Annotated in this window: 12 protein-coding genes and 1 pseudogene; 10 read left to right on the forward strand and 3 right to left on the reverse strand. The window is 44.2% G+C overall.

Annotated features, from left to right (window positions below; genetic code table 11):
• The 10 genes from tgt to pgpA all read left to right on the forward strand — a co-directional run.
• On the forward strand, positions 1–963 hold a 963-nt coding region (gene tgt, locus AAC853_RS01015; protein ID WP_340613415.1), incomplete at its 5' end, for a tRNA guanosine(34) transglycosylase Tgt.
• Between the two features lie 124 nt (positions 964–1087).
• Positions 1088–1426 carry a preprotein translocase subunit YajC gene (yajC, locus tag AAC853_RS01020; protein ID WP_189758891.1) on the forward strand — a complete coding sequence of 113 codons (339 nt, stop codon included), beginning with the start codon at positions 1088–1090 and terminating at the stop codon, positions 1424–1426.
• Positions 1427–1454: 28 nt separating this feature from the next.
• The gene (gene secD / locus AAC853_RS01025; RefSeq protein WP_338883269.1) at positions 1455–3302 is read left to right on the forward strand and encodes a protein translocase subunit SecD; all 1848 of its coding nucleotides are present in this window, start codon (positions 1455–1457) and stop codon (positions 3300–3302) included.
• Positions 3303–3312: 10 nt separating this feature from the next.
• On the forward strand, positions 3313–4281 hold the full coding sequence (gene secF, locus AAC853_RS01030; protein ID WP_189758893.1) for a protein translocase subunit SecF: 969 nt from the start codon (positions 3313–3315) through the stop codon (positions 4279–4281).
• Between the two features lie 122 nt (positions 4282–4403).
• Positions 4404–4853 (forward strand): transcriptional regulator NrdR, encoded by a 450-nt coding sequence (gene nrdR / locus AAC853_RS01035; protein WP_338883268.1) that lies wholly within the window; start codon positions 4404–4406, stop codon positions 4851–4853.
• 81 nt (positions 4854–4934) lie between these two features.
• On the forward strand, positions 4935–6041 hold the full coding sequence (gene ribD / locus AAC853_RS01040; RefSeq protein WP_340613418.1) for a bifunctional diaminohydroxyphosphoribosylaminopyrimidine deaminase/5-amino-6-(5-phosphoribosylamino)uracil reductase RibD: 1107 nt from the start codon (positions 4935–4937) through the stop codon (positions 6039–6041).
• A gap of 87 nt (positions 6042–6128) precedes the next feature.
• Positions 6129–6599, forward strand: coding sequence for a 6,7-dimethyl-8-ribityllumazine synthase (gene ribH / locus AAC853_RS01045; protein ID WP_189758896.1), 471 nt, complete (start codon positions 6129–6131; stop codon positions 6597–6599).
• A gap of 29 nt (positions 6600–6628) precedes the next feature.
• Positions 6629–7045 carry a transcription antitermination factor NusB gene (nusB, locus tag AAC853_RS01050; RefSeq protein ID WP_338883266.1) on the forward strand — a complete coding sequence of 139 codons (417 nt, stop codon included), beginning with the start codon at positions 6629–6631 and terminating at the stop codon, positions 7043–7045.
• Positions 7046–7146: 101 nt separating this feature from the next.
• Positions 7147–8193 (forward strand): thiamine-phosphate kinase, encoded by a 1047-nt coding sequence (gene thiL, locus AAC853_RS01055; protein ID WP_338883264.1) that lies wholly within the window; start codon positions 7147–7149, stop codon positions 8191–8193.
• Complete coding sequence (gene pgpA / locus AAC853_RS01060) at positions 8186–8677, forward strand: phosphatidylglycerophosphatase A (protein ID WP_338883262.1); 492 nt, start codon at positions 8186–8188, stop codon at positions 8675–8677. Before thiL ends, pgpA begins: the two co-directional genes overlap by 8 nt.
• A gap of 189 nt (positions 8678–8866) precedes the next feature.
• Here pgpA and AAC853_RS01065 read toward each other — a convergent pair.
• The 3 genes and pseudogenes from AAC853_RS01065 to nhaC all read right to left on the reverse strand — a co-directional run bounded on the left by AAC853_RS01065 (position 8867) and on the right by nhaC (position 13045).
• Positions 8867–9548: pseudogene (locus tag AAC853_RS01065) on the reverse strand (helix-turn-helix transcriptional regulator).
• 877 nt (positions 9549–10425) lie between these two features.
• A complete protein-coding gene (locus AAC853_RS01070; RefSeq protein WP_340613421.1) occupies positions 10426–11604 on the reverse strand; it encodes a MalY/PatB family protein in 1179 nt (392 codons plus the stop codon).
• A 1-nt stretch (position 11605) separates the two neighbouring features.
• Positions 11606–13045 (reverse strand): Na+/H+ antiporter NhaC, encoded by a 1440-nt coding sequence (gene nhaC / locus AAC853_RS01075; RefSeq protein ID WP_338883259.1) that lies wholly within the window; start codon positions 13043–13045, stop codon positions 11606–11608.
• Between the last annotated feature and the right edge of the window lie 17 nt (positions 13046–13062).

Genomic DNA, 13062 nt, shown 5'->3' on the forward strand with positions numbered 1-13062 from the left:
TTGGGGAATACTTTCCACCTTTGGTTGCGCCCGGGGCAGGAAATCATGAAATTGCATGGTGACCTGCATGATTTTATGCAGTGGCAAGGCCCTATTCTGACTGACTCTGGCGGTTTTCAGGTGTTCAGCCTCGGCGCCATGCGTAAAATCAAAGAAGAAGGGGTTCACTTCCGTAACCCAATTAATGGGACCCCTGTGTTCCTCAGCCCAGAGAAATCGATGGAAATCCAATATGATTTGGGTTCCGATATTGTCATGATTTTCGACGAATGTACGCCATATCCTGCGGATTGGGATTATGCCAAGCGTTCCATGGAAATGTCATTGCGCTGGGCTGCCCGTAGTCGTCAACGTTTTAATGAGCTAGGCAATAAAAATGCCTTGTTTGGTATTATTCAGGGCAGTGTGTACGAAGACTTGCGTGATGTCTCCATAAAAGGGCTGGTGGAAATCGGCTTTGATGGCTACGCTGTAGGGGGACTGGCCGTCGGTGAACCGAAAGAAGATATGCACCGTATTCTGGAGCATGTTTGCCCTCAGATCCCACAGGATAAGCCTCGCTATTTGATGGGAGTCGGCAAGCCGGAAGATTTGGTTGAAGGTGTTCGCCGTGGTATCGATATGTTTGACTGCGTGATGCCAACACGTAATGCCCGCAATGGTCACCTGTTTGTGACCGAAGGAGTTATTAAAATCCGCAATGCTAAACATAAAGAGGATACATCTCCCTTGGATGAGCATTGTGATTGCTATACTTGCCGCAATTATAGCCGGGCATACCTCCATCACCTTGATCGTTGTAACGAAATTCTTGGTGCAAGGCTGAATACGATACATAATTTAAGGTATTATCAGCGTTTGATGGCTGGAATTCGTCAGGCCATTGAAGAAGGCAAGCTGGAACAGTTTGTTGAAGTATTTTATCAGCAGATCGGTAAACCCGTTCCGCCGTTAAATATATAATTTATCGTGACTAATCAGTCTCAATATGTGTAGCATATTGGGCTGGTTTTTGATCGAGCCACTGTCGATTTGCAATAGTAATGTTTTCGGCAGGCATATTTTCGATAACAATGAGGGAAATTTGATGAGTTTTTTTATTTCTGAAGCTGCGGCAGCTGCTGGCGCACCCGCGCAAGCTCAGGGAAGCCCATATTCTCTGATTATCATGCTGGTTGTTTTCGGTTTGATTTTCTATTTCATGATCCTGCGTCCACAACAAAAACGCACCAAAGAACATAAAAAACTGATGGATTCCATCTCCAAAGGGGATGAAGTGCTGACTTCTGGTGGTTTGGTGGGACGTGTCTCTAAAGTGTCTGATACCGGCTACGTGGTTATTGCCTTGAATGACACCACAGAAATAACTGTCAAACGTGACTTCGTTGCTGCCATTTTACCGAAAGGTACAATGAAGGCTATTTAATTTTCCGATTTTCCCGAAGGGAACTGCCGTGTTGAACCGTTATCCTTTGTGGAAGTATCTGATGCTGATCGCTGCGATCCTCATCGGTTTGCTTTATGCACTTCCCAACCTTTATGGTGAGGATCCGGCTGTACAAATTACTGGCGCGCGAGGTATCGCCGCCAGTGAAAAAACGCTGGACCAAGTCCGTAATGTTTTAGAAAAAGATCAAATCAAGAGCAAGTCCATTGCGTTGGAAAATGGGGTAATCCTTGCTCGTTTCAATAGCACGGATGTGCAGCTCCGTGCGCGTGAAGCCTTGGTCTCTGCACTGGGTGAACAATATGTTGTGGCATTAAACCTTGCGCCTGCAACGCCTGTCTGGTTAAGAGCCGTCGGTGCTGAGCCGATGAAACTGGGGCTTGACCTGCGTGGTGGTGTTCATTTCTTGATGGAAGTGGATATGGAAACCGCGCTGGGTAAATTGCAGGAACAGAATATTGATGGCCTGCGCTCTGAACTGCGTGATCAGGGTATCCCTTATTCGACTATCCGTAAAACGGATAATTATGGCGTCGAAGTTCGTTTCCGTGATAACGATGCACGCTCTAAAGCGGAAAGTTATCTTGAACCTCGTCACCGTGATTTGGTGTTCTCTAATGAAGCTAACAGCACGTTGAAAGTGGTGATGAGTGATGAACGTCTGCGTGAAGCTCGCTCTTATGCGGTACAGCAGAACATCACTATCTTGCGTAATCGTGTTAACCAATTGGGCGTTGCAGAACCTCTGGTTCAACGTCAAGGTGCAGACCGCATTGTGGTTGAACTGCCTGGTATTCAGGATACTGCCCGTGCAAAAGAAATTCTTGGAGCAACCGCAACACTGGAATTCCGTCTGGTCAATACCAATGTTGACCAAAATGTTGTGCAATATGGCCGTATTCCGGCTGATTCAGAAGTGCAATATACCCGTGATGGTAATCCGGTTGTACTGTATAAGCGCGTTATCCTGACGGGTGACCATATCACCGATTCGACTTCCAGTGCTGATGAAAATGGTTATCCACAGGTGAATATTTCCCTGGATAGCGCTGGCGGCACGGCCATGTCTAATTTCACCAAAGATAATCTGCACAAGCCAATGGCAACGTTGTTTGTGGAATATAAGGACAGCGGTAAGAAAGATGCCAACGGTCGTGCGATTTTGGTTAAGCAAGAAGAAGTTATCAACATCGCCACTATTCAGTCACGCTTGGGTAACAGTTTCCGTATTACCGGCATTAGCAATCCGACAGAAGCTCGTCAGTTATCACTGTTACTGCGGGCAGGGGCGTTAATTGCGCCCATCCAGATTGTAGAAGAGCGTACGATTGGGCCAACTCTGGGCTTGCAGAATATTGAGCAGGGTCTTGAAGCGTGTTTGTGGGGGTTGATTGCTTCTGTCGTCTTTATGGTGATTTACTACCGCAAGTTTGGTTTGATTGCGAGTTCTGCGTTGCTGGCTAACCTAGTGCTGATCGTCGGTATTATGTCTCTGTTGCCGGGAGCGACTCTGACCATGCCGGGGATTGCGGGTATCGTCTTAACGCTTGCCGTCGCCGTGGATGCGAACGTATTGATCAACGAACGTATCAAAGAAGAATTGCGTAATGGCCGCACGGTACAGCAGGCAATTCACGAAGGCTATAAAGGGGCGTTCTCCAGTATCATTGATGCAAACCTGACTACGCTGATTACGGCTATTATTTTGTATGCAGTGGGTACTGGCTCTATCAAGGGCTTCGCGATCACCACCAGTATTGGTGTGGCGACTTCAATGTTCACTGCTATTGTGGGAACACGTGCAATCGTGAACTTGCTGTATGGTGGCAAGCGTATCAATAAGTTGTCAATTTAAGGAGCACGTTGTGGCACAGGATTATACTGTTGAACAATTAAACTATGGGCGTAAAGTTATCGACTTTATGCGCTGGGACAACGTTGCCTTTGGGATTTCGTTCCTGCTGTTGATCGCTTCCATCGTCATGATAAGCACTCGTGGTTTTAACTGGGGGCTTGATTTTACCGGTGGTACGGTCATTGAGGTGAAGCTGAGTCAACCTGCGGATCTGGACAAGATGCGTGCGAGCCTGAGCCAGAATGGTTTTGCTGATCCTCTTTTGCAAAATTTTGGCAGCAGCCGTGATGTTATGGTTCGTATGCCACCTGTGGCTGGTAATGCAGGGCAAGAGCTTGGCAATAAGATTATCTCGGTGATTAACCAGGATATTGATAAAGATGCCAAGGTTAAACGTGTCGAATTCGTTGGCCCCAGTGTCGGGAACGAACTGGCACAAACCGGAGCGATGGCATTACTGGTTGCACTGATCTGTATCCTGATTTATGTTGGTTTCCGCTTTGAGTGGCGTCTAGCATTAGGGGCAGTTATTGCACTGGCGCATGACGTGATTATTACATTGGGTATTCTGTCGTTGTTCCACATCGAAATTGACCTGACTATTGTTGCGTCATTGATGTCCGTTATCGGTTATTCATTGAACGACAGTATCGTAGTGTCGGATCGTATCCGTGAGAACTTCCGTAAGATACGCCGTGGTACGTCGTATGAAATCACCAATATTTCCCTGACTCAGACCCTGAGCCGTACCATCATGACTTCCGCAACCACATTGTTGGTTGTATTGATGCTGTATATTTTCGGTGGCGAAATGCTGAAGGGATTCTCACTGGTCATGTTAATCGGTGTTTCTATCGGTACAATCTCTTCTATCTATGTTGCTTCTGCCCTGGCTTTGAAATTGGGTATGAAGCGTGATCATCTGATCCAGCAGAAAGTTGAGAAAGAAGGGGCAGATCAACCCTCCATTCTTCCTTAATTATTTTGCATGATCGAGCACTGATATCGCTTAAACACCCTGTGAGTACTTACTGACAGGGTGTTTTTCGTCATCACTTCAAGGTAAACTGTTATCCCTTCGGTTAACTGTCAGGAAACGATATGCATTGCCCATTTTGCGCAGCCGTTGATACTAAAGTTATTGATTCCCGCTTGGTAGGGGATGGCTCACAAGTGCGCCGTCGCCGTCAGTGCCTGGAATGTCATGAACGCTTCACGACGTTTGAAGTTGCAGAGCTGGTAATGCCACGAGTCATTAAAAGTGATGATATTCGAGAGTCTTTCGACGAAGAAAAATTGCGTCGTGGAATGCAGAAAGCACTGGAAAAGCGTCCTGTCAGTTCTGATGATGTAGAGATGGCAATTAGTCACATTAAATCACAGGTCCGGGCTACAGGAGAGCGTGAAATTCCGTCCAAAATGATCGGAAATTTTGTCATGGATGCGCTGAAGAAACTTGATAAAGTGGCTTATATCCGTTTTGCGTCTGTTTATCGCAGTTTTGAAGATGTTCGCGAATTCGGTGAAGAGATCGCCAGATTACAAGACTAAACGCTGTTACTCTTACTAAAAACCAGAACACTGCTTAAACGCTGTTACTCTTACTAAAAACTAGAACACTGATTAAACGCTATGACACTTGATGAAATATATATGTCCAGAGCGCTGGAACTGGCGTATCAAGGACGTTTTACAACATCCCCAAATCCGAATGTAGGTTGCGTCATCGTTAAGGATGAGCAGATAATCGGGGAAGGTTTTCATTTACGGGCGGGCGAACCTCACGCAGAAGTTCACGCTCTGAGTATGGCCGGTGAAAAAGCGAAAGGCGCTACGGCTTATGTTACCCTTGAACCATGCAGCCATCACGGTAAAACACCCCCTTGTGCTGATGCTTTAATTGCCGCAGGTTTAAGCCGTGTTGTGGTAGCGATGCAAGATCCCAATCCTCAAGTTGCTGGGCGTGGTTTGTATAAATTGCAGCAGGCCGGAATTGCAGTTGAACATGGTTTAATGATGGAACAGGCGGAAACCTTGAATAAGGGGTTTCTTAAACGTATGCGTACAGGATTCCCGTACCTGCAATTGAAACTGGGCGCATCATTGGATGGTCGAACTGCGTTGGCATCAGGGGAAAGCAAGTGGATTACCTCACCGGAAGCCCGCCAGGATGTACAGAAACTACGGGCGCAGTGCAGTGCTATTTTGAGTTCTAGCGCAACGGTACTGGCAGATGATCCTTCCCTGACTGTCCGTTGGAATGAACTGGATGCTGAAACCCAAGCGGTTTATCCGCAAGAATGGCTTCGCCAACCAATCCGTATCATTACAGATAGCCAAAATCGTGTAACTCCACAGCATCAAGTTGTCCAGCAACCAGGGGAATGTTGGTTAGCTCGTACTAAGCAAGATCAGCAAAAATGGCCTGATAATACCGAACAGATTTTATTGCCAGAACATGGTGTTGGTGTTGATTTAGTGTTGCTGATGATGCAACTTGGAAAGCGTCAGGTAAATTCTGTGTGGGTGGAATGTGGCCCTGCTTTGGCTGGGGCTTTGTTGTCGTTAGGGTTGGTCGATGAATTGATTCTGTATATCGCGCCTAAGATATTGGGAAATAGTGCCCGTGGATTGTTCGATATCCCTGAATTGCAAAAATTATCGGATGCTCCTGAATTTACTCTGTTTGATGTTCAACAGATTGGTCCTGATGTGCGTCTCCGCTTACGGCCGTGTTAAGTGTTTTGATTTTGGGATAGCCCTAAATCAAAAATAATGTGATAAGATCCGCGCCCCTGCGGATATGAATAAAGTATAAGGAAGGCTATGAACGTAATCAAAGGTGTTGTTGCAGCTCCTGAAGCCCGCATTGCCATTGCAGTTGCCCGCTTTAACAACTTCATTAATGACAGCCTGCTGGAAGGGGCCGTTGATGCGTTAGAACGCATCGGCCAGGTTTCTTCAGACAATATCACCGTAGTATGGGTACCGGGTGCTTATGAACTGCCATTGACGGTCAAGGCGTTGGCTGAGTCCCAAAAATATGATGCGGTTATCGCTTTAGGTACTGTTATCCGTGGTGGAACCGCCCATTTCGAATATGTTGCCGGCGAATGTAGTTCAGGTTTGTCCAGCGTGGCAATGTCCAGCAACATTCCTGTTACATTGGGTGTTTTGACAACAGAAAATATTGAACAGGCGATTGAACGCGCTGGGACTAAAGCGGGCAACAAAGGTGCGGAAGCTGCCTTGACCGCGTTGGAAATGATCAATGTAATCAAAGCCATTAAAGGCTGAATTTTTTAGTTTTAATTAAGGGGAATTTTGTGAAACCTGCTGCTCGTCGTCGTGCTCGTGAGTGTGCTGTTCAGGCAATTTATTCATGGCAATTATCCAAAAACAGCATTGCTGATGTTGAATTGCAGTTTCTGTCAGAGCAGGACGTAACCGGTGTTGATATCACCTATTTTCGTGAATTGCTGTCCGGGGTAGCAGTCAATGCTACAAAATTGGATGCCTTGATGGCGCCTTATCTTTCCCGCCAGCTCGAAGAGTTAGGTCAGGTAGAAAAAGCCATCTTGCGCGTTGCGATGTTTGAACTAAGCTTTCGTGATGATGTCCCCTACAAAGTGGCTATTAATGAAGGTATCGAACTGGCAAAAACGTTTGGTGCTGAAGATAGCCATAAATTCGTCAATGGGGTGTTGGATAAAGCTGGCCCGGCAGCACGTAAGAAAAAGTGATTGCTTGTCAGGAGTTCCCCATTATAACTCAATGATTTTACACATGAGGCCGGAAATCCGGCCTCATGTGCTCATCGTTGGTCACTTTTTGGAATTCTATTATGGCATGTGGTGAATTTGACCTCATTGCACGTTACTTCAATCGCCCTCTCAGCCGCCGACGTGATGTAAACCTAGGGATTGGTGATGATTGTGCACTGATGACCGTTGCGGATAAGCAAGAATTAGCGGTAACAACGGATACGTTGGTGGCCGGTGTTCATTTCCTTCCTGATATCTCACCGGAAGATTTGGCTTATAAAGCACTGGCTGTCAATATCAGTGACTTGGCTGCCGTTGGGGCAGATCCTGCCTGGGCATCGTTGGCGTTAACGTTGCCTGACGTCAATGAGGATTGGTTAAAACGATTTAGTGATAGCCTGTTTGAACAACTGAACTATTACGGTATGCAGTTGATTGGTGGAGATACAACAAAAGGCCCCATGAGTTTGACGTTAACCGTACATGGACTGGTGCCGGCTGGCAGGGCGTTGCGTCGTGCAGGCGCGAAGAACGGTGATTGGATTTATGTCACCGGAACACTGGGTGATAGTGCCGCAGGGCTTGCCTTGTTGCAGGAGCATCTGACCGTGGAGGATCCTGCTATCCACCATTGGCTGGTTAAGCGTCATCTCCGTCCACAACCACGCGTTTTACAAGGACAGGCGCTGCGTGATCTGGCTTCTTCCGCGATTGATCTGTCGGATGGGTTGATTTCTGATCTCAACCATATTTTGACGGCCAGCCAATGCGGTGCGCGTATTAATCTGGATGCACTGCCGTATTCGGAAGCGATGCAGCAATATATTCCCGCTGAGCAGGCGTTGAAATGGGCACTGAGTGGTGGAGAAGATTATGAGTTGTGTTTCACAGTACCTGAGCTTAACCGTGGTGCGTTAAATATGGCATTGGCCCATTCAGGGGCAAGTTTCTGCTGTATTGGGCAAATCAGGCCTGAATCAGAAGGTATCCGCTATTTTAACAATAACAAAGAAATTGAGCTGGATTTGAACGGCTTTGACCACTTTAAAACGGATGAAAAATCGGTAGTACCTTGTCCGGCTGCACACCAAGAAGAAAATGATCAAACAGAGGGAACGCATGGATGACGCAAAACGCCACTTAAAAATGAGGAATCCATGGCATCTATTGGCTACGGGATTCGGTAGTGGTTTATCGCCGATTATTCCGGGCACAATGGGTTCAGTGGCGGCGATCCCTTTCTGGTTACTGTTGGCGCAGCTACCGGCATGGGGAATCTGGTTGGTTATTGTGTTGGGAACCATCATTGGCTGTGTGATTTGCCAGAAAGCTGCCGATGCCATGAATGTGGAAGATCCTGGTTGTGTCGTTTGGGATGAATTCATCGGAATGTGGATCACACTGATGGCGATCCCTGTACTCAACTGGCAATGGATTTTGGTTGGCTTTGTGGTATTCCGTATTTTTGATATGTGGAAACCGTGGCCGATCCGCTGGTTTGACCGCTATGTGAAAGGTGGTATTGGCATCATGCTGGATGACATTATCGCGGCAATTTTTGCGGTTGTTGTCATTTGGTTACTGAATTTCTACCAACTGTTACCTTTCTAAATTAGATAGCCACTGAATACCAGTGGCTATTTTTTCAGCTTGTTGTTCCGCCAGCGATGGTAATCTTGGATGAAAAACATTTATTGGATGAAAAGGGAATTGGAGACCAAAAGGGATAAAACCGATATCCATGATACCGTACGGGCATTAAATATCGGTATTAACGTGGGTTACTACAACATTTGAGATTTAAATAAAAAGCCTGCTTTCAGGACGTAAAAATCTTTCTGGCACATAGATATCGAAATTATTAAAGCGACAATATTCTTCCAATTGTTGAGCAGAGCTAACACCAGCTTTTTTATATATTTGAGCTGTATAGTTTTCGACAGTACGATAAGAAATATTTAATATTCTACCAATTTGCTTACTGGTATATTTGTGCAAAGGAGAGAAAAATGACGTCCCATTCTCGTTGGGTAAATAGTTGAGTTGGTGGTTGAAACATAATGGAAGCAGGGAGTTTACCATAGTATAAGCGAGTCAATGAATAATCCTGAGCTTTCCATAGGTGATATATAATTCCGATACATTCCCCATTTTCATGATAAAGTGGTGATTTTTCACAAAAGTAAGAAGATAATGTTTTGGTATTTCCCCAAATATGCGTTTCGAGAGAAATATATGATTTTTCATCTTGCATGACTTTTTGGTCATGATGAACATATGCTTTTGCAAACTCGGCACCATCCCAGGGAAGTTCGTCATCGTAAAGCCCTTCAAAATCAAAAGAATCAGAAAATCCCTTAATGGAACTCAACGCTTTGTTACCGTAGATAAAGCATGAGTTTTTATCTTTTATTCCCCAAGGATCGTGACTTATTGCTAGCGTGTTAATTATTTGAGGTGAAATGATAGGTTTATTACTCATGTTATTATTCCTTTTTTATATTTTGGGCATATAGAATAAGCTTATTTTTCTACTACCAATCGTGGCAACTCTTTCAAAGAGATAGTGGTCAATTAAATTAATTTCCAGGTGATATTATTTTGTTTTTTCATGTTATTAACTATTAACTTATTATTTTGATTGATTATGGTTGAAATAAGTTGACCACATGATATGGTACAACAATTAGCCAGCCAAAGATTGGGTGTTTATTAATTTTAATATATTAATTACTTACATGAAAAATAGTATTTTATAAGGTTAAGGTTCAATGTATGTTACGTTACAATTGAAGAAAATGGATAGCATTATAAAGCCTTCACCATTAATTAACGCAATATTAACATTTTAATGTTATCTAATTGAGGATAAGTGCTTAGTACTATTTATTTGCCCTAAGGTAAAAGATGTTCATTAAAGTATTTCATACGCTTCCAACATTCCAAAAAATAACTAAACTATTTGAGAGTGTTATCGGTTATAAAAATCTATACGAATATCTTTTGTTTTATTATTAGTATTTTTCACGAGCGCCATCTCCAGGGAACAACCTGTAATAATATAAAAATAAACCTTAAATAGGATATATACCAATCTAACTTCAAGATGCTTGTGATTTTTCCCCCCGCAAAGCGGGGAGAAATCAGGTTTCATATCGTGTTGTAAATTGCAACTTGAAATTTAATGCGTATAAACATAGTGCTTTTAATAACTAAAATAAGGGAAAAGAAGGATATGTATTTTAGTAAATAGCTATGGTTAATTACCTGAAACTTTTCTGGTGAAAAGTTTCAGGTACGATTATAGAATTAAAACAGGAACAATTTCTCGGTTACCTTTTTATTTTTATGTATTAACCTTATGTTCTTAACTGAACCAAACCATTAATCGCTTTTTCGAGGTATTGACGAGGGCAACCTAAATTTATTCGGATAAATCCTTTTCCTCTATCACCAAAACTGTATCCCATCGAAACGGCAATTTGGGCTTTTTGTATTAATAGCTGTTGCAAGGTATTATCATCTAAACCTAAATCGCGACAATCCAGCCAGGCCAGATATGTGCCTTCCGCTTTGATCATGCGACACCAGGGGACAGAAGACGCCAAAGCCTGTTCGAACCAGCTACGATTTTCAGCCAGATAATCTTGTAGTTTATCAAGCCACCTATCTCCATGCTGGTAGGCTGCTGTCGCGGCAGTCATAGATAATGAATTAAATACATCTAACCCGTGAGCGTTTAACCGATCATTAAAATCTTGCCGGAGAGTGGGATCTGGGATAAGGAAATTTGATATACGCAGCGATGCAAGCCCAAACGTCTTACTGGCTGAGGTGGCCGCAATCACGTGGCTATGCCATTCACTTCCAAGATGCAATATTGAGGTGAATTTTCCCCAAGGCAAAATTAAATCAGCCCAAATTTCATCGGAAATTATCGTCGTACCGTATCTTTTGCAGAGTACCAATAGCTGGAGCAATTCGTCACGATCCCAACAGCGGCCAGTGGGATTGTGCGGGTTGCATAACAACAGCAAAGGTGGTTTGTGCTGCTCCAATATGTGTTCTAGATGACCATAGTCAATTTTATAGCCTTTGGGATCTTCGATAAGTGGGTTTTCAATAACTGCCCTGCCGTTCATAGTAATAATTTTGGCAAACGAAGAATAATAAGGCCCCTGTATAATGACCCCTTCACCTGGTTTACTCAGCATTTGTATCAGTAAAGCTAATCCAGGTATGACACCTTCTATTGAGGTGAACCAATCCCTGTGTAAAGTTAGTTTATGACGCCTTGAAAACCAGTCTATTGCTGCTTGATAGTAGAGATCGTCGCGCTCACTGTAACCGAAAATGCCATGATCAATTCGGCAGGATAGGGCTTGCAGGACTTCTTTGGGACATTGAAAATCGAAGTCAGAAACCCACATAGGTAGCAGATCATTTTTATTTAAATGTAGGTAACGATCTAAAAAATCCCACTTAACAGAACCTGTATTATGGCGATCGATTATCTGGTTGAAATCAGGTGATTCCACGTTAAATTTCCTTTTTCTTTAGGGCATTTTCCGATGGTTTTTTTGCAATACCGAAACCAGTAAAGCCATAAATGAGAGCCAAAAAGACGGCTGCATAACATTGGATTGCCCAAGGCAGTAGATCAAGCGTACTGACACCTAATGTAGTCGCCATGTAAATGCCCGCAGACGTCCAAGGGATCAGGGGTTCGATGACTGTACAGCCATCTTCTATGGTGCGTGATAGATTTTTGTTATCTAGTCCCATCCGGCAATAAGCTCCCTTAAATAGTTCTGCCGGGATGAGAAGGGCCAGCTTGCCATCACAGGTTGCGCCAGTGAGTAGAATGGTTGTGGATAGGGTTGCAGCGATGAGTTGCCCGGTTGTGCGAACAGCTTGCAGAAGCCGATTAATAATAACGGTTAAAGCGCCAGTGAGCGTTAACGCACCGGCAAACGCGAATGCACAGAATACAAGCAGTATAGTACCCATCATTGAGAACATACCACCGCGATTGAGTAGGCGAGGGACATCGCTAACGATCCCGGTGATATTGTGTCCTTGATCAGAGAACATGGAGAGGTTGAAACCATCAATTAAGGCATTAAGGCCTTGTTTAAGCGTGAACCCCTGAAGACCTATGCCGATGGCAATAGCCAATACACAAGCCGCTAACATGGTTGGTATCACTGGGCGTTTTGTTATTGCTCCCCACAACACCAGTATTGGAGGTAAGATCAACAATAAATTGAAGTGATACAGATTTTCAAGAGAGTACAGGATTTCTGTAATTTTTTCGGGGGTTGCTACGTTATCCGTTAAGCTTGTATGACCCGCAATAAAATAAACAATGGTGGCCAAAATGAAGCTTGGGATAGTGGTGTACATTAAGTGTTGAATATGACTGTAAAGATCAGTATCGGCAACGATTGCAGCAAAATTAGTTGAGTCAGATAACGGCGAAATTTTATCACCGAAATATGCCCCTGAGACAACCGCGCCCGCTGCCGCCGCTAAAGACACATCAAGGCCAGCAGCGACTCCCATTAGGGCAACGCCGACTGTTCCGGCTGATCCCCATGATGTGCCAGTACAAACTGAAATTAAGCTTGTGATAAAGAAGGCGGCAATGAGTATGTATTGAGGACTAATCAGTTTTAAGCCCCAGTAAACCATATAAGGTATGGTTCCACTGAACATCCAGGTGCCAATTAAGCCTCCAACGCAAACTAGTATCATAATCACTGGCATTGCTTTGGCTAGCTTTGCCACAATGGCATCAATGATGTCATTCCAGCGATAGCCTTGCCAATATGCCAAGGTTGCTGCTATTGCCGCTGAAAAGAGCAATAAGGCTTCGATGCGCAGACTGAGTTGACCATAGCCAATAATTAGCAGAAGGAGCATTGCTGCAATTGGCAGTATCGCGAGTCCTAGGTTTAGTTTTTTCTTATCATCCATATAAAAATTCCAGCTTT

Source organism: Xenorhabdus thailandensis (genome assembly GCF_037996785.1).
Classification (GTDB): Bacteria; Pseudomonadota; Gammaproteobacteria; order Enterobacterales; family Enterobacteriaceae; genus Xenorhabdus; species Xenorhabdus griffiniae.